The 17,764-nt window shown below is 39.4% G+C and carries 13 protein-coding genes; 3 read left to right on the top strand and 10 right to left on the bottom strand.

The window, feature by feature from the left end; translation table 11 throughout:
* The first annotated feature begins 22 nt into the window (after positions 1–22).
* On the top strand, positions 23–463 hold the full coding sequence (locus HCN54_RS08795) for a hypothetical protein (RefSeq protein WP_167597425.1): 441 nt from the start codon (positions 23–25) through the stop codon (positions 461–463).
* Here the strand turns inward: HCN54_RS08795 and HCN54_RS08790 are convergent.
* From HCN54_RS08790 to HCN54_RS08775, 4 genes are all read right to left on the bottom strand, one after another.
* Positions 426–1,427, bottom strand: coding sequence for a carboxypeptidase-like regulatory domain-containing protein (locus HCN54_RS08790; RefSeq protein ID WP_167597424.1), 1,002 nt, complete (start codon positions 1,425–1,427; stop codon positions 426–428). The genes HCN54_RS08795 and HCN54_RS08790 overlap by 38 nt on opposite strands.
* Before the next feature lie 64 nt (positions 1,428–1,491).
* A complete protein-coding gene (locus HCN54_RS08785) occupies positions 1,492–4,350 on the bottom strand; it encodes a M16 family metallopeptidase (protein ID WP_167597423.1) in 2,859 nt (952 codons plus the stop codon).
* Positions 4,351–4,355: 5 nt separating this feature from the next.
* On the bottom strand, positions 4,356–4,922 hold the full coding sequence (locus HCN54_RS08780) for a mechanosensitive ion channel family protein (RefSeq protein WP_128755717.1): 567 nt from the start codon (positions 4,920–4,922) through the stop codon (positions 4,356–4,358).
* A 5-nt stretch (positions 4,923–4,927) separates the two neighbouring features.
* Entirely contained in the window at positions 4,928–7,399 is a 2,472-nt protein-coding gene (locus HCN54_RS08775) for a M14 family metallopeptidase (protein ID WP_167597422.1), read from the bottom strand.
* 214 nt (positions 7,400–7,613) lie between these two features.
* On the opposite strand from HCN54_RS08775, the gene bshC reads away from it, so the two are divergent.
* A complete protein-coding gene (gene bshC / locus HCN54_RS08770; protein ID WP_167598866.1) occupies positions 7,614–9,218 on the top strand; it encodes a bacillithiol biosynthesis cysteine-adding enzyme BshC in 1,605 nt (534 codons plus the stop codon).
* A 2-nt stretch (positions 9,219–9,220) separates the two neighbouring features.
* Here bshC and HCN54_RS08765 read toward each other — a convergent pair whose 3' ends face one another.
* The 6 genes from HCN54_RS08765 to HCN54_RS08740 form a co-directional block, all read right to left on the bottom strand.
* The gene (locus HCN54_RS08765; protein WP_167597421.1) at positions 9,221–9,931 is read right to left on the bottom strand and encodes a YqjF family protein; all 711 of its coding nucleotides are present in this window, start codon (positions 9,929–9,931) and stop codon (positions 9,221–9,223) included.
* The gene (locus HCN54_RS08760; RefSeq protein ID WP_072979616.1) at positions 9,932–10,381 is read right to left on the bottom strand and encodes a sterol desaturase family protein; all 450 of its coding nucleotides are present in this window, start codon (positions 10,379–10,381) and stop codon (positions 9,932–9,934) included.
* Position 10,382: 1 nt separating this feature from the next.
* A complete protein-coding gene (locus HCN54_RS08755) occupies positions 10,383–11,222 on the bottom strand; it encodes a phytoene/squalene synthase family protein (RefSeq protein WP_072979614.1) in 840 nt (279 codons plus the stop codon).
* A complete protein-coding gene (locus tag HCN54_RS08750; RefSeq protein ID WP_167597419.1) occupies positions 11,219–12,691 on the bottom strand; it encodes a phytoene desaturase family protein in 1,473 nt (490 codons plus the stop codon). The genes HCN54_RS08755 and HCN54_RS08750 overlap by 4 nt, the downstream gene beginning before the upstream one ends.
* Positions 12,692–12,696: 5 nt before the next feature.
* Positions 12,697–13,602 carry a MerR family transcriptional regulator gene (locus tag HCN54_RS08745; protein ID WP_167597417.1) on the bottom strand — a complete coding sequence of 302 codons (906 nt, stop codon included), beginning with the start codon at positions 13,600–13,602 and terminating at the stop codon, positions 12,697–12,699.
* Between the two features lie 129 nt (positions 13,603–13,731).
* A complete protein-coding gene (locus HCN54_RS08740) occupies positions 13,732–14,430 on the bottom strand; it encodes an NUDIX hydrolase (RefSeq protein WP_167597415.1) in 699 nt (232 codons plus the stop codon).
* Between the two features lie 250 nt (positions 14,431–14,680).
* Here HCN54_RS08740 and HCN54_RS08735 point away from each other — a divergent pair, with 250 nt between their 5' ends.
* A complete protein-coding gene (locus HCN54_RS08735; RefSeq protein ID WP_167597414.1) occupies positions 14,681–17,761 on the top strand; it encodes a SusC/RagA family TonB-linked outer membrane protein in 3,081 nt (1,026 codons plus the stop codon).
* Positions 17,762–17,764: the final 3 nt, after the last annotated feature.

Below are 17,764 nucleotides of genomic sequence, written 5' to 3'. Positions count from 1 at the left end.
TTAGGAATATATATTCCTAGAAATGAAAGCGATCACATCTAAAATTCATAAAAAGCAGCGCAATGCGCTGATAGTTTATGGGCTTTTTTACTTGATAATGGGGATCATCCCACAATTTAATGAGGAGTCTTCTTTAGTTTCTTGGAGTTATATCTTCGTTGGCGTCGTTATGTTAGGCACTATTGGCTATCAAGCGTACAAAGGCAATTACTTTTCCATCATAAAATGGAATGATAATATTTTAGCTTTTAAAAGCCCTGAATCTAAATTCGTTCAGTTTAAACGTAGCGCAATTAAATCAGTTAAATTAACTGATAAAAGTCTTACCATAAATGCCGGACTGGGCGATGGCGAAATGTTAGATCTTGATTATTTCAGAACAGAAGACCTAGAGTTTTTTAAAAAGGACTTTGTAGAAGGCGAGCTTACTGAGACTGAAGCTTATAATCTAGCGGAAGCGTAAACGCAAACCTTCGGTATGACATTGCTCCACTCATTATAACAGCACTGGGCGGGCTATGATTGCCAAAAGCATCAATGACAAAAGTTTCGTTAGCTTGTATTGAAGATTGCTCCGCGTTGTCATAGAGAATGCTTAATGTCTCTACATCGAGTTTGACGTAAGTACGGTCTAAAATTTTTCTGAACTCAAAATGTAGGTAAGGCGGGGTTTCAAACTTCTTGTAAAATATTCTAAAGTTATTTTCGTGTAATTGCTTTTGAGCCAAAGCGCGCATAAAATGCAATACAGAGCCATTGTAAGATCCTTCCCGATTCTTTAGAAATTTTCTACGTGTTTTATCTTTCAGTTCTTGAAAAAAGCTGAATCCCTCGTAATATACCATATTCATAATAGGGTATTGTATAGATCTTCCTTTATCGTAAGCCACATAAAAATCAGTCAAGGTATATCTTATGGTGTATCCCAGGTGTTTATTTTCTATAATAAGTGGTTCATTAGCCCAGGCCGAAAGCTTCAGTTTCGATGGACTGTAGTGCAATCCTAACGCATCTTCATTTAAAATGCGACACTTTTGTGCTTCGGGTGAATTCCCCAGAAATTGCGTTCTGAAAACGTCAAGTTTACGTTGCCTCGACCACGGATCGGTTTCTAAAAATACCTGATCTAAGGTTTCGGTTTTTTCAGAAAGGTAAACAGGCGGCATTTCGCCATTTGTATATTTATTGAGGTAGACAGGGGCGTAGCCCATCATCGTGATCACTAAAGGGCTCGTAATGCCTTCTTGAACCGGAATACTGTAATGTCCATTTTTATTGGTAATGGTGCCTACGGTAGTACCATCAAAATAGACACTTGCAGCTTCTAAAACGGTAGAGTCTTTTGTACTGTACACATAGCCCTCTAAGCGTTGTTGACCAAATAAAGAGCCTGAAAGAATTACTAGCAAGAGGAAACGATAATGCATAAAAAAACTATTACTGCAGTTATAAAACTACAATAATAGTTTTCAAATCTATCTAAATTAACCTTTATTTCTTCAAAGCTTCTTGAGCCTCAAGATTTTGGTTTACTAACTTCACCTCGAGTCCTAAATCCTGCACTTTTTTAAGTTGGGTTTTAGCATCACCTACAATCACATAGATGAGTTTTTCAGGATCAGCATAGGTGTTTGCCAGTTCTTTGATTTTGTCTAGTGTAATCTCTTTTACGGTTTCCTGTTGATCTAGAATATAATCGGGTTCAAAATCAAGCGTAGCGATTTCGGTAAGATAGCCCAGTTTTGCATACGGAGTTTCAAAACTACGGGCGTTACTTTTAATAAAATAGCCTTTAGTCAATTCCAGGTCGTCTGCATTGAAATCTTCAGCATAACTACGCATAATCTCTCTAACAAGCTCCGTGCTTTCTGCAGTCACATTACTACGAACTCCACTGCTCACGATGAATGGACCGGGGAGGGCAGAACCTGCAAATCTAGATCGCACACCATAGGTGTAGCCTTTGGTCTCGCGCAACATCTGTGTAAGTTCACTTGCAAAGCCACCACCACCTAGACGATAATTCATCATTTGCGCCGGAAGAAAATCTGGATCTTTAGCCGAAAGTGCCGCATAGCCAAATCGCAATTGCGACTGTTTAGCTCCGGGAACGTCAATAAAATACACCATTCCACGCTCTAAATTGGCTTGCACAATAGGCATTTTAACGCTAATATCTTTTAATTTCCATTCTTGGGTTAATGGAGCCAAGGCATCAGTAATGCTACTTTCATCAAGCGCACCTACTACTTCAATAGTGGAAAGATTAGGAGCAAAGGTTTCATAAAATTGCTTTACATCTTCAAGGCTTAACGCTTCGACTGAAGCAGTTGTGCCAAGAATATTCTTAGACAGTGTATGATCTGGGCCGTAGATCGCTTTAGCAAAAGCGAGGTCAGCGATACTGCCGGGATCTGCTTTTTGCTGCTCTAAGCTTGTGAGCACATTCTTTTTCTCTATCTGAAATTCTTCAGCATCCCAGCGGGGAGTCAAAAGCATTTCAGAAACCAGTTGCATGGTTTTATCAAAATTGCGTGCGAGCGTGGTTCCGCTTAGGGTTGTGGCTTCTTGACCAGCATAGACCCGTACCGATGCACCTAATATATCTAATGCCTCTTCTAACTGCGCTGTGGTTTTATTTTGAGTTCCTTTAGTAAGAAGTTCTGCAGTAAGATTAGCCACGCCACTTTGATTCTCAGGCTCGCTAATCTGACCTCCGGCGATGGTTATTGCAAAATTTATAAGCGGAACTTCAGTATTTTCTATCCCATAAATTTTGAGTCCGTTTTCTAACTCTTTTTCCCAAACTTGAGGAACTTTAAGCTGTGGACTTTCGCCATAAGGTGGCTCCACGGTGCGGTCAAAAGAAGAAGGGGTACGCTCATACTCGGCAGCGATTGAAGGATCAAAAGTTTCTTCGGCGCCGTTTACAATTTTTTCTTCTACAACCTCTGCTTCCTGAGCGTCAGCAAGGGCAAGTGTTGCTTCACCCTTTGGGACAAAACTGGTTACAACATAATTTTTATTTTTGATGTAGGCTTCATAAACACGCTGAACATCTTCAAGGCTTACTTTTTGAATCTGCTTAATATCTTCATTGATATAGCCCGGACTTCCGGCAAAAATTTGATATTGTGCCAACTGAAATCCTTTACCCAAAACGCTGCTCAGTCCGTTGTAAAAACGGGTTTCCTGTTTTGCTTTGATACGTTCCAAATCTTCTGCGGTCATTCCGTTACTTTCAAAAAGTGCCAAAGCCTGATCGATCCCTACTTTAACCGAATCAAGATCAACACCAGAATTGGCGCGTACGCTCAAGCTGATTTCTCCGGCGAGTTCTGAGCCGCTGTAATACATTCTAGGGTTAGAGGCTAGCTGAAGTTCGTCAATAAGTACCGTATTTAGCGGCGCTTTTTTTCCGTCAGATAAGTATGTAGTTAAAACTTCTAGCGCATAGGAATCTTTAGTGTATTCCGGAGTTGCCGGCCAAGTCATTGTAAGTTGAGGCAGGCGGGCAAAATTATCTTCGTAATATAAGTTCTTGTTTTCAGTAAGCTGCGGAATTTGTTTCTCGAGAGGCGCTATGGCTTCGCCACGAGGAATCTCACCAAAATACTTCTGGATCCATTCTTTAGTTTGTGCTGTATCAAAATCTCCGGCAATAGTCAAGGTTACATTATTAGGAACATACCAGCGGTTGTAAAATTCTTTGACATCAGCAAGGGTAGCATTTTGCAAATCTTCTAAAGAACCGATCACTTGCCAGTTGTAAGGATGGTCTTTAGGATATAGATTTTTATGAATCACATAACGCTCGTGACCATAAGGGCGGTTGTCATAGCTTTGGCGCTTTTCGTTTTTTACGACCTGCTTTTCTTTAGCCAAAACTGGATCAGTCACGGTATTGATAAAATAGCCCAATTTATCAGCTTCTGCCCAAATCATTTTTTCTAGGGCATCGCTGGGCACAGTCTGAAAGTAGTTGGTACGATCTCTGTTGGTTGAGCCATTAGCGCCGCTACCACCTACACGTGCGCTCAATTGGTCAAGACCACCTTTTCCTAAATTTTCAGATTCTAGAAAAAGCAAATGCTCAAAAAGATGCGCAAAACCTGTACGCCCTTCCTTCTCACGTGCAGATCCTACGTGTGCCGTGAGTGCAACACCAACCACAGGATCTGAAGTATCCTTATGCAAAATTACCGTCAGACCATTGTCTAGTGTATATTCTTCATAATCAACTTTAAATTCGGTTTCAGTCGTGTTAGATTCAGGCTTAGTTTTTTTCTCTTGATCACATGCGATAAAACTAAAGCTCAGGAGCAATAGGTATATAAAAGTATTTTTCATAGTAATTAATCTAGAGCGCTTTCGGCACCAGGTGTATTTTTATCTTCTTCTAATTTTTCGATCTCTTCAAAAAATTCTTCAGGCTTCATAATACGCATCGTTTTCTGAACAACAATGGTATTAGATAACGTGTATACGTGGTTGTCTTTATTCCGCAGGTGCAGAAAAAATAAGGTAATATTCTCAACACGCCCTGACATTGGGAAATCCTTATCTACGATCTCTACGTAATCACCAATTTTTAGCGGATGATTAAAAAACAAAATCAAGCCGGAAGTAATATTGCAAAGCAAAGACCACTGCGCAAAAAAGGCAACACCTAAAATAGTAATTACAGATCCAATTCCGGCAATTACATCTTGTCCCGAAAGTCCCCAGATCACTGCTAGACAGAATCCTAGTACCATAAAGAATAGAATGTTCAGGACCTTTATGGTGAGTTGTTTGCGGGTGATATCAAAATTAGCACGCCTGTATCTGCTTACGATAAGTTTTGAAACGACGTAGCGAATAATGCCTAAAACAAATAGGAGAATCAGGCTTTCAATAAGTTTGAATTCGAGTGGAGTCAAGGTATTTATTTTCTGTAATTATTGGGGTTGTTAAGGAATAAGGCGTTTGCAAAAAATAGTTTTCCATTTTCCCAGAAGGCTCTAAAAAGAGGATCGTCTACCATATATGTGATCGTTCCGCGGCCCATAGGTTCTACGCCAAATACTAAACTGTTGCTTAGACCTTTCAAAGCTGCTTCGCCTGCAAAACCAGATACGCGTTTAGGTTCAGCATCTAAATAGCCTACATTGTAACCACGATCTAAAAGCGCATAAGAATCGCTACCTATTTTTAAGCTATAATAGGTGTCTGAATAACCAAAAGCTAATGGATGTGTCGTATCTATATTGGTTTTAAAAATACTACCACTGATCAGGTTTTTAGCGCTTTCTTTTTGACGATCTGCATAAGCGATAGTTTTGGCGGTGATGGTGTCTTTTGGCGCTTCGGTGATCGCAGTTTTTAGATTGAAACCTTCCTGATCTGCAAATACACGTAGCGCGTTATCAATAGCGATTAGATTTCCGCCACTGCGTACCCAAGCTCTTAAATCTTGTAGCACATTATCATTAAAATTATACCTTCCGCTAGGCAAGACTAAAACATCATAATCACTCCAATTGATGCGCCCTAAATCTGAAGCATCTATAGAAGTCACAGGGTAGTGTAACTGCTGCTCAAAGAAATGCCAAGTAGCACCGTAGCTTAATGAAGAAGTTTGCTCGCCGGTAAGCACGCCAATTTTTGCTTTATTAATAAGCTTTACAGCAGAAGAACCAAAGTCTGGACCTGCAGTCGCAAAACTTGTAGGTACTGCGGTAATTGAGCGCTCAAACTCATTAGCGATCGCCACTAGATCAGTGTCAAAATTTTCTGAAGGATTATCGCTACGCGTGATAATCAAACTTCCGCTAGGATAATTTACTGCACTGTTAGTAAAGGCTTCTTCTGTAAACCGCACTTTAATGCCTGCCTGAAGCAAGGCGCTTAAAAAGCGTGCGTCACGCATACTATTCCATTTTGCAATATATCCTGCTGCGCTTTTAGAGACTGAATTTTGAGTAGATGAAGCAACATATTCTGAAGCTGAAGCTGCAGCTTTAGTACTGGCAACAGCATCTAAACCATAAGCATACGGTAAACTCCAAGCGGTAATATCGTAGGTTAGGGGTGTTGTTAAAACTGCTTCGGGCTCAAACAGAACGTGTACTAGTTTTCCTTTAGGCTGATCTGTGCTAAGTGTTATCGCTTTTGGGTAGCTCAGCGAAGTTTTATCAGCATCGCCATAAGCGGTACCTGATGCTTTACCTGCGCCGGTGAAAGAATATTCAATTTGGTGAATGTCTAACAAAGCTGCAAGGGCATTCAGATGATCGAGTTCACCGGTAAGCGTAAATGTTTTAAACTCAACGTCAGGATTGCTGTAATACGTGTTGAATTCAGTATTTAGACGGTCAACGTTTTGTGAAGCAACTTCCACAGTAGAAAGTCCGGTGGTAAAGTGATGCGCAACACGATCTACTAACGTAAGAATGGTACCGTCTGCTTTTTCAATTCCTAAGCCTGCGCGGCCGCCACCAGCTTGCTCATACGTCATCCCAATGGTTCCCGTGTAAGTCGGGTAAGTGTCCCCGTAACTAGGGTAGAGCAGGTCAAAAACCTCTCGGGTAAAAAATAACCATCCGTTTTCATCAAAGTATTTTGCGTTATTCGTACCTATTTCACGCTGAAATTCAAACTGAAATGGCGTAATGATCTCGTGATAAGGTTCAGCAGCCGGAGCAAAATAATACGGACTGTTGATCCCTTGTTCGTGAAAATCTACGTGAATATGTGGCATCCATTTATTGTAAACTTTTAAGCGTTGCTGGGTCTCTACTTGAGTCGCCCAAGCCCAGTCGCGGTTTAAATCAAAAAGGTAATGATTGGCACGCCCGCCCGGCCACGGTTCGTTATGCTCAGCCGCATCAGGAGTGGTGTCATACGGTGTAGCTTTAACTTTATTGTACCAGTTGGCATAGCGATCGCGTCCATCAGGATTGACACAAGGATCAATGATTACCACAATATTTTGCAGCCAATCTTTTTTAGTGGTGATCAGTTCGTATAGCGTAAGCATAGAAGCTTCGGTGCTACTAGCCTCGTTACCGTGCACGTTATAACTGAGCCAAACGATCGCTTTATCGGGCAAAGCGCTTCCTTCAGTTAAACCGGCATTTTTAAGTTGGTTAGTACGTATCGTTTCAATATTCGCCTGATTTTCGGGCGTGGTGATCACGGCATAGGTTAATGGCCTGCGTTCATTGGTTTTTCCATATTCATCAAACGTAACCCAATCAGAATGTTCTGCGACATATTTAAAATAGGCCACAACATCTGCGTGTCTTGAAAATTGGGTCCCAACTTGATACCCTAAAAATTCTTCAGGTGATTTTAAGTCTTGAGCTATGGAAAGAATAGAAAAAAGAAAAGCGAAAAGATAAGTAAACTTGTGCATACAATTATAGGGTTAGTAAGCGGTAAATCTACTAAAATTGTGATTAAGTGATGTCTGCGAATTAACGTAAATTTGTGGCATAAACTCGGTTAAGACTAGTAGTTTTGCAATCATTTTGTGATTGTTAATTTCAGCAGTTTAAATAACTTAAAAAGTAAAATTTGCTGTGATAAATTAGGAATTTCCTAATCAGTTTTTTTTGAAACCTTTATCAATGTCTGTAAAGCATATACCTTATAAAAATACCGGTTACTACTCAAAGTTGATTTGTGATTATCTGGAGCAGAAAGAGGAGTTAAAATCATTTTATGGGCATTTTCCGAATCTGGAAAATTTTAAAAAGCAGATCGCAGATAAGAAGTTTTCAACTGAAAATAGAGCAACTCTCGTAAAAGCCTTACACCGTCAATATCAGAATCTAAATTCTAGTGATGAGGTAACGCAGGCCATCAATTTGCTGTCAGAACCACAAACTTTTACGGTAACTACCGGGCACCAACTCAATCTATTTACGGGCCCATTGTATTTTTTATACAAGATCATTAGTACGATCAACTTGGCTAAAAAGCTAAAAGCAACCTATCCTGAGCAAGATTTTGTTCCTGTTTACTGGATGGCAACTGAGGATCACGATTTTGAAGAGATTAACTATTTTAGAATTCACGGGAAAAAAATTCAATGGAATAGACCGGATACTACCGACAATGATAGCGGTGCGGTTGGGCAATTAAACACTGAAGGGCTAGAGCAAATTTATGAGCTTATTTGTGCTGAATTTGGAAACACAAACGCGGCTAGAGATCTTTGCAAATTGTTTGAAGATGCCTATCTGAAACACAACACGCTTACGGAAGCTACACGTTACCTTGCTAACGAATTATTTGCGGCGTATGGTCTGGTGATCGTTGATGGAGATGATGCCGATTTAAAGCGCATTTTTGCGCCTTATATGCAAAACGAGTTGGTAGCGCAAACTGCATTTGATGCAGTACAAACACAAGCCAAAAAGCTGGAAGAAGCAGGGTATAGCGTTCAGGTGAATCCGCGGGAGATCAATTTGTTCTATCTGGCGGAAGGAATTCGGGAGCGTATTATTGAGAAAGAAGGAAGGTATTTTGTAAATGATACAAACATAGCATTTTCTAAAGACGAACTCTTAGAAGCATTAGCTGAGCGACCCGAAGCCTTTAGTCCTAATGTAATAATGCGACCGCTGTATCAAGAGGTGATCTTACCCAATCTGGCGTATATAGGTGGAGGAGGAGAGATCGCTTATTGGTTAGAATTGAAAAGCTTTTTTGATAAGGTGGAAGTTCCATTTCCAATGTTGATGTTGCGTAATTCGGCGGTTTTGATCACCGAGAAACAAGAAGAAAAGCTACACAAACTGGACCTTTCTATTGAAGAATTATTCTTAAGTCAGAATGATCTTGTAAATCGCAAAATTAGACGGATCTCAAATATCGATGTTGATTTTACTCCGCAAAAAGAACATTTAGTCAAGCAGTTTGAAGCAATGTACAGCATCGCTCAAGAAACCGATGCTTCTTTTTTAGGCGCGGTAAAAGCTCAGGAAGTAAAGCAACTTAAAGGCTTAGAGCATTTAGAAAAGCGCCTGTTAAAAGCACAAAAGAAAAAATTAAGTGATCACGTAAAGCGCTTTACGAGTATTCAGAACGAATTGTTTCCGCAGGAAAACTTGCAAGAGCGTGTGACCAACTTTTCAGAGTTTTATCTGCACTACGGAAAAGGATTGATTCCGCAGTTATTTGAAGCTTTAGATCCTTTAGATTATCGCTTTACAGTAGTAACGCAATAATACTATTTGATCAGTTTTTTACCTTCTATACTAATCGCAGAGCCATCCATACATTGAATGCTGTCAGGATCTCTGGTTGCGAGTTCAGCAAAGGCTTCTCCGTACAGCTTTTCAAGATCAAAAATGATTTCATAATCAAGAACCTCATAGGCTTTCCAAAGCGGATGTTTGACTTCGTACTCCCAACTTTCCGTTGCTGATTTACGACTGTAGCCCCAGAAATGTTCGGTAATAAATTCGGTGATGCTTCCGGGAGCATAAGTTGTGGGTTCAGGAGCAGTCGCTACCTGAAAGAGCTGCCACTGCTCTTCGAGCTCAATGCCATAACTGAAGAAATTTTCATCGTGATTTAAATCATGTTTGTAGTGCATTTTATACACACTGTATTGCTCGTTATACAGTGTGTTTGCAACCCAGGCGATTGCCGGTTTCTGTACGATTTCTGAAATAAACACGGTACCGCGTTTCCATTGTTTTCCGTCAAAATGTTTAACGTAAAATCTAAGATTGATTTCTTCAAAGCGCTTATGAAAAGGAATTGTAATGCCTTTGAGTTTGACATCGTCAAAAAGAAAACCTACGAGACTCACGTAGCATTTCCCTTCAAAAAAATCAAGTTCGGTATGGGCGGGAACGTAGGGTAAAAGAATTTCAGGATCGATCGCGTAATTCGCAAAACATAGCTTTTTCCACGAAGCGGTAAGAAAACTCATTTACTTTTTGAAATATTTCGTTGGCGGAAGGAGCATCCCGAAGCATTCTCCTTCTTCTTTTCCTAAGTGTTTATGATGAATTTTGTGCGCGCGTCTAATTCCTTTTGCATACCAATTATTGGCATTTCTAAAAAGTTTAAAGCGCTGATGAATAAAGATATCGTGTACCATAAAGTACGTCACGCCATAAGCAAAAATACCAAGTCCTATAGGAAGACCAATCCATACATTTTCATATTGCCATAATAAGAAACAGCCAATACTGATTAAGGCGTAGAAGATGAAGAAAAAATCATTGCGTTCCCACCAAGAGCCGTGATCTTTATGATGATGATCTCTGTGTAACGACCATAAAAACCCGTGCATAACATATTTATGGGTGAACCACGCCATAAACTCCATAAGGGCAAAGGTGAGTAAGAATACGAGAATCCAGAGTGCTATTTGCATGTTAAATAAGATTTAGGCGGTACTTTACATAACTGCGGGCAAGTAAAGAGGCCTTTACATAATTAGGAACGCGTATGCGCGCATTTTTAATCTCAAGTGATGGCGTACTTTTTAACTTGCTTAAAAGCTTACGGTAATAGCGATAGGCAGTGTAAACACCAAATTTTGCTTCTACCGGCAATTTACAAATACCCGCAAGACCTTTTGCAAAATCAGCTTCGATTTCTACAATAATTTTTTGCTTAGAAGCCTCGTCGAGTTCGTTAAGATTGGTATTTGGAAAGTACGTTCGGCTCAATTCTTCGTGATCAGCTTTTAAGTCTCTTAAAAAATTTACCTTCTGAAACGCCGAACCCAGACTCATAGCACAGTCTTTGAGTTCGTCATATTTCTCTCGATCTCCCTTAACAAAAACCGTTAGACACATCAGGCCAACAACATCAGCCGAACCGTAAATGTAATTTTTGTATTCTTCTTCGGTTAAATATTTACTTTTTGAAAGATCCAGACGCATACTATTCATAAAAGCATCTACCAGATGTTTCTCAATATTATACGTATGAAAGGTGTGCTGAAAAGAATTTAGAATAGGATTCAGACTAATTTTTTCCTCTAAAGCGTTTTCCAGATCAGCCTCAAATCGATTAAAAAGGCTTTCCTTATCGTAGGCGTGAAAGGTGTCTACGATCTCATCGGCAAAGCGCACAAAGCCATAAATGTTGTGTATGTCCTGCCTTATGCTGGGAGCGAGCATTCTTGTAGCTGTGGAGAAAGAAGTGCTGTAGGAGCGCGTGACCGTCTCTGAACAAGCTAGCGATACGTTGTCAAAAATTTGTTTCATTTCTTTTTCTTGTCATTTTTAGTTATTAGACCGGCCACTAGTTTACCGGAAATTAGGGCAGGTGGTACTCCCGGTCCGGGAACTGTCAACTGACCTGTGAAATATAAATTAGCAACTTTTTTACTTTTTAGTTTTGGTCTTAAAAATGCAGTTTGCAATAAGGTATTTGCAAGACCATAGGCATTGCCTTTATAAGAATTATACTGCTCCACAAAGTCTTTTACGCAAAAGGACTCTTTAAATATAATATTTTTTTTAACCGATTGCCCCGTAAGTTCTTCTAAACGATTGATGATACGATCAAAATACTCCTCACGTAGTTCTTGAGTATCGTGCAAGCCCGGAGCGAGTGGAATTAAGAAAAATCCGGCTTCTTTACCTTCTGGTGCCATCGCCTTATCACTGATTGATGGAAAATTGGCATAGAATAGCGGAGCATCTGGCCACTTAGGTTTGTCGTAGATTTCTACGGCGTGCTTGTCAAAATCAGTGTCAAAAAATAACGTGTGATGATTTACGTTATCTAGCTTTTTATCAAATCCCACATAAAATAAGAGAGAAGAGGGCGCAAAGGTTTTTTTATCCCAATATGTTTCAGAATACTGTCTTAAATTCTTAGGTAAAAGTGTTTCGGTATGGTGATAATCAGCACCGCTAAGTACAATATCGGCTTTAATAGTTTTTCCATTAACAGTGATCCCGGTTGCGGTATTATTTTTGGTAACAATAGATTCCACATTGCTATTGGCGTGCATCTGTACTCCTAGAGATTCCGCTAAAGTAATCATACCTTCAATTACAGCGTGCATTCCTTTTTTTGGGTGAAAAGTGCCAATTCCAAAATCAGCATAATTCATAAAGCTATAAAAGGAGGGAGTATCACTGGGTTTTGCTCCTAAGAACAAAACCGGAAATTCTAAAATCTGAATTAGTTTAGGATTCTTGAATGCCTTGCGCACATCGCGACTGATGGTACTGAAAAAGCTCCCTATCTTTTTTATCGTTTGTGGAGTTACTAATTCCAGCGGAGAAACGCCCGGTCTATACACCAAATCTTTAATAGCAACTTCATAGTTGTTTCCCGCATCGTCAATAAATTCTTGCAATTTTTGTGCACTCCCGGGCTCAATAGCTTCAAAAGTTTCTTTGATTTTGCCTAAAGAATCGCCAATGGCAATAGAATCGTGCTTGCCAAAATAGACCCGGTACGCCGGGTCAAGTTTGCTTATGTTGTAAAAGTCTGAGGTTTTTTTACCAAAGTCGGCAAAAAAGCGGTCAAAAACATCCGGCATCCAATACCAGGAAGGTCCCATATCAAAGGTAAATCCGTCGCGTTTGTATTGTCGTGCACGACCGCCCAAAGTGGCATTTTTATCATAGATATGAACTTCGTGACCGGCTTGAGCTAAGTAACTCGCAGCGGCAAGTGAAGAAAATCCAGATCCAAGAATAGTAATTTTTTTAGGCATACAGTTTAGTTAAGTACAGCGGATAAAGCTTCTATAGATTTAATGATTTTGACGTTTTCGGGCATTTCTTGCTGTTCAATTTTTTGAACCATTCTACCTAATAAATAAAGCGGAATGTGTTCTTCTTCAATAGTTTTGTTGAAATGCTCAGCAAATTTGGATACTCCCATATCGCAAGGATTAACCGTGAGATAGGACACAAAATGCGGATTATTATGTGTCTTTACGATGTATTTTAAATTTTCGATATGAATGTTTTGCCCTAAATAAACACACTTGTGACCGCGCGATTCTAATTCATAATTCAAGAACATTAAGCCCAGATCGTGAATTTCATTTTCGGGTAAAAACAAAACGAAAAGATTGTCAGATTTTTGCTCAACGGTGTTGATGCAAGCATCAAGATTGAGTAAAATTTTCTGTTTAATTAGGTTAGATATAAAATGCTCGTGCGCCGGATTGACCACCCCTGCCTGCCATAAAAAACCAATTTTTTCTAGTAGCGGGATAAATACTGAAAAAAAGAGCTCACTAAAGCCAAGCGTCTGTCGCAAGTGATTATACGTCTGGGAAAACAAACGTTGATCAAAATTCATCATCGCTATTTTAAACGAATTGATCGCGTGATGGTTGGCGCCCAGATCTTGCTCTTCAACGATCTCAGCCACTAGCGATGCAATCTCATCACTTGACCTTTTAGCGATCTTAGAAATTTTATAGTTGTGATCTAGCAAAAACGTTACATTGAGTAGTTTTTGCAAATCATCTAAACTATAGGTGCGAATATTTGTAGGAGTACGATCTGGATCTAGAAGATTATATCGGCGCTCCCACATACGTATGGTGTGGGCTTTAATGCCGCCAAAGCTTTCTAAATCTTTAATGCTGAAATTTGTCTTGACCGTATTCATAAGTAGATCTGGCGTATTCTAATCTACTCAAATGTACAGTTTTGTTTAATAGAACTGGTAAAAACTTCAACAAAACAGAAACTTTAGCATTGCTTTAAGAAAGGCTATACGGTTTAAAATGGGATGATCTTAGATCTTAAACGTGATTCCGTCTTCAACGTTTCGATCATATTTTTCCTTATCAAACTGATAGAGATAAGAACCTTTGCGTGACGAAGACATGTCTTTCTCTTCTAGTTTAACCAATACATCCAATCCATTTACCTTATTGATAAAATTGCGTTTATCGAGCTTTTCATTTAGGATAGACTCATAAAGCTTTTGTAATTGGCGCATCGTGAATTTTTCGGGAAGTAATTCAAAACCTATAGGTTTAGAAATAGCACGTCTGCGTAAGCGAAGAATTGCTTTGCGCACCATCTCGTTGTGGTCAAAAATAAGTGAAGGTGCCTCTTCTATACTAAACCATTGCGCTGAATATTGTTCTATTAAATGCTCGTCGTGATCTTCAATATTAATGAGTGCGTAATAGGCGACAGACAGGGTACGCTCAGCAGGATCACGATCTACCTTACTAAAGTTATAAAGCTGCTCCATATAGATTTTGTCAAATCCCGTAAGGTGGTGCAGGATACGGTTTGCGGCGTCATCTAAAGTCTCTGTGTTTTTTAAAAACCCACCTATAAGCGACCACTTGCCTTTTTCTGGTTCAAAGTCCCGTTTAATTAAAAGAATTTTTAGGTCTTCTTGATCAAAACCAAAGATGATACAATCTACTGCAAGCAGCACTTTATCTTCAGAGTTGTAATTATTGAGTTGATCTGTCATTTTAAAAATGGGTTAACGGGGCCGAATTAAAGGTTGAATTTAAACCGTCGCAAATGTAATAATAAGGGTAAAAATAAAATAAATGTTAAGAATACAATAATAAAAAATCGTTATCGCAATGTTGTTTTGAAATATTCAATTGCTAAAGTTTAAATTTTTCTTAAAATAAATTTGTTTCATTGAGATATCTTTACTTACATTTGGAAATGTAAAATACACACTTATAATTAACTTTTAAACTTTTGTTCACATGAAGCAAAACAAACTTTATGATTGTCTTTGCGTTTTTGAATACCTCTTTAAGAAAGGGATATTTCTTCTCGCAATTGTCTTGGCACCCATTGTGAGTGCTCAAGCACAAGAAAGCAAGACCATTACAGGTACCGTCCTGTCTTCAAACGGTAATATGCCTATTCCCGGAGTGAATGTTCTGGTTGAAGGAACCACTACTGGTGCGGTAACAGACTTTGACGGTAACTTTTCAATTGAAGCTAGCGCAAACGATGTATTAGTATTTACCTATCTAGGATTTCAAGAGCAACGTATAACTGTGGGTGAGCAGACCTCCCTTACCGTAACACTAGAAGAGGCTTTATCCTCTTTAGACGAAGTCGTTGTAGTAGGTTATGGTACGCAACGCAAGTCTGATTTAACAGGAGCCGTTAGTGTTGTAGATACTGAAGAAATGACCAAGCAGGCTTCTAATGATGTCACACAAATGATGCAGGGGCGTGTTGCCGGGGTTACTATTACCAGTGACGGTCAGCCGGGTGCTTCGCCTAGTGTTAGAATACGTGGGGTGTCAACCTTTGGGCAAGGAGCGAGTGCAGAGCCACTTTATGTTGTAGATGGTTTTCCTATCTCTGGAGGAATACGTGATATCAACCCTAATGATATAAAGTCTATCCAGGTTTTAAAAGATGCTACCGCAGGTGCTATTTATGGTAACCGTGCTGCAAACGGTGTTGTGATCATCACTACTAAAAGCGGTGCTAAAGGGAAGAAGTTTGCCGTTGAGGTAAACTCGTATTATGGTATTCAGACCATTACTCAAAAACTTCCTTTGTTGGATCGTGAAGGATATCAAATGATCAACAGCGAACTTTTAACGAATGCAGGACAGCCTTTGACCCCTGGTAATGATCCTAGTTCAGATTTGTATATAGATGATATTGATACAGACTGGCAGGATGAAGGATATAAAGATGGTTATATCATGAACCATAACTTTAATATTTCTGGTGGATCTGAGAAGACAAGCTACTTTGTGTCTTTAGACTATTTAGACAATGAAGGAACGCTTGTGGGTTCTGGACCTGACTATAAAAGATATTCATTCCGTGTGAATTCTGATACTGAAGTGGGTAAATTCAATTTTGGTGAGAATGTATATATCGTACACTCTGACGAAAACCCATTATTCAATACGACTACTATAGGACTTCCTGGTGGTCGACCATCATTGGTAAACGACTTATTGCAAGCGGCGCCAACCATTCCTGTTTACGATCCTAATCGCTTAGGAGGTTTTGGTGGGGCAGATGCTACAATTCATCAGTCGATCACACTTAACGTTCCTGGTATCAATACACTTATTGAAAATCAAACCAAAGTAAATCGTGTTTTAGCGAATTTTTATGCACAGTTTGAGCCTATTGAAGGTTTAAAATTAAAGACAAACCTTCAGTATGATAATACAGATATTGAAGATCAATTGTTTGTTCCTCAGTACGATTTAGGATACTTTTTTCCAAACCCTACCGCACAACTGCAGTATGGTTCAAGAAAGAGCAGCTCATTCTTGATCGAAAATACGATCAACTGGACTAAAGAATTTGGTAAACATAACCTTACTGTTTTAGCAGGTCAAACCTATCAGAAGTTTAATGCGCGCAATGTTTCAGCAACCGGTGTTGGTTTAACGGCGCCTTATGTAAAAAACCTGGTAAATGCTGAAAACTTCAGTGTTAATGACGACATTCAGAACTCAGCGATCAGTTCGTTACTAGGTCGTGTGAATTATTCATTTGATGATAAATACTTGCTTACTGCAAATATCAGACGTGACGGTTCTTCAAAATTTAGAGAAGAATTGCGCTACGATTATTTCCCTTCTGTAGGTTTAGGTTGGAAAATTCACAACGAATTTGAATTACCTGAATTCATTACTGCTTTAAAACTTAGAGGAGGTATTGGTGAAGTAGGTAACCAAGAAATTTTGAACTATGCGTATCAAAACACCATCAACCGTGGTATCCCATATTCATTTGCTTACGGTCGTGCAATAGGAGCCGCAGTTACAGCTCTTGTTGACCAAGACATCAAGTGGGAAACTCGTGTGACGCGTAGTGTTGGTATTGATGCTACATTATTTAATGGCGGTGTTGATTTTACGGCAGAATATTATTCAAACACTTCAAACGACGTACTTACTTATGTGCCAATCCCGATCTCTAATGGTTCTATTGGTTCACAATTGCTTACTAATGCAGGTTCGATCAAAAACAGTGGAATTGAACTTTCTGCAGTGATCAGAAAGCAGTTTGGAGATTTCTATCTTGAAGTTGCGCCAAACTTTTATACCGTAAACAACGAAGTTCTGGATATTGGCGGTCTTGATTTGATCTCATCTACCGGAGCTCGTACTGTGGTAGGAAGATCGTTAGGAGAGCATTACGGATGGGTTTATGATGGAATTTTTCAGTCTCAGGAAGAGGTTGACAATGCGCCATTTCAAACTCCCGGAACAGCTGCTGGAGATATTCGATTTAGAGATCTTGACGGCGACGGAAGCATTACAGACGAAGATAGAACTTTCTTAGGTAGCGCACTTCCAACGTTTAATTACGGTATCAACATCTCAGCACGTTACAAAGATTTTGATTTTACGATCTTTGGTCAGGGAGCTGGCGGAAATTACATCAACAGTAACCTGTACAAAGGCTTAATGCCAACAACGGGATATACAAACTGGCACGAGGATATCTTAAATCGTTGGACTCCAGAGAATACAAATACTACAGTTCCTAGAGTAGTATTCTTAGATCCTAACAACAACGGTAGAGATTCTAACAGACCGGGATGGTTGCAAAAAGGAGATTACTTTAGAATTAATACGATTTCTTTAGGATATACACTGCCAGATACATTTGTTGAAAACATTCATATGTCAAGTGCACGTTTTTACGTGACGCTTCAAAATGTAGCTGTTCTTTCAAGCTATAAAGGATATAACCCAGATTTTCAAGCAGGTGTATTAAGCCCTGGTTTTGACTATGGAACCTATCCTAGACCATTAACAACAATGCTTGGTGCTCAATTAAAATTTTAAGAA

This window comes from Leeuwenhoekiella sp. ZYFB001 (assembly GCF_011784865.1).
In the GTDB taxonomy this organism is placed as follows: Bacteria; Bacteroidota; Bacteroidia; order Flavobacteriales; family Flavobacteriaceae; genus Leeuwenhoekiella; species Leeuwenhoekiella palythoae.
This window is presented reverse-complemented; position numbering and strand designations above follow the sequence as displayed.

What these genes read in the sequence shown, in the direction of transcription:
- HCN54_RS08790 (WP_167597424.1), bottom strand. Translation starts at nt 1,427, where the DNA reads ATGCATTATCGTTTCCTCTTGCTAGTAATTCTTTCAGGCTCTTTATTT.
- HCN54_RS08750 (WP_167597419.1), bottom strand. Translation starts at nt 12,691, where the DNA reads ATGCCTAAAAAAATTACTATTCTTGGATCTGGATTTTCTTCACTTGCC.
- HCN54_RS08745 (WP_167597417.1), bottom strand. Translation starts at nt 13,602, where the DNA reads ATGAATACGGTCAAGACAAATTTCAGCATTAAAGATTTAGAAAGCTTT.
- HCN54_RS08755 (WP_072979614.1), bottom strand. Translation starts at nt 11,222, where the DNA reads ATGAAACAAATTTTTGACAACGTATCGCTAGCTTGTTCAGAGACGGTC.
- HCN54_RS08735 (WP_167597414.1), top strand. Translation starts at nt 14,681, where the DNA reads ATGAAGCAAAACAAACTTTATGATTGTCTTTGCGTTTTTGAATACCTC.
- bshC (WP_167598866.1), top strand. Translation starts at nt 7,614, where the DNA reads ATGTCTGTAAAGCATATACCTTATAAAAATACCGGTTACTACTCAAAG.
- HCN54_RS08765 (WP_167597421.1), bottom strand. Translation starts at nt 9,931, where the DNA reads ATGAGTTTTCTTACCGCTTCGTGGAAAAAGCTATGTTTTGCGAATTAC.
- HCN54_RS08740 (WP_167597415.1), bottom strand. Translation starts at nt 14,430, where the DNA reads ATGACAGATCAACTCAATAATTACAACTCTGAAGATAAAGTGCTGCTT.
- HCN54_RS08775 (WP_167597422.1), bottom strand. Translation starts at nt 7,399, where the DNA reads ATGCACAAGTTTACTTATCTTTTCGCTTTTCTTTTTTCTATTCTTTCC.
- HCN54_RS08785 (WP_167597423.1), bottom strand. Translation starts at nt 4,350, where the DNA reads ATGAAAAATACTTTTATATACCTATTGCTCCTGAGCTTTAGTTTTATC.
- HCN54_RS08760 (WP_072979616.1), bottom strand. Translation starts at nt 10,381, where the DNA reads ATGCAAATAGCACTCTGGATTCTCGTATTCTTACTCACCTTTGCCCTT.
- HCN54_RS08795 (WP_167597425.1), top strand. Translation starts at nt 23, where the DNA reads ATGAAAGCGATCACATCTAAAATTCATAAAAAGCAGCGCAATGCGCTG.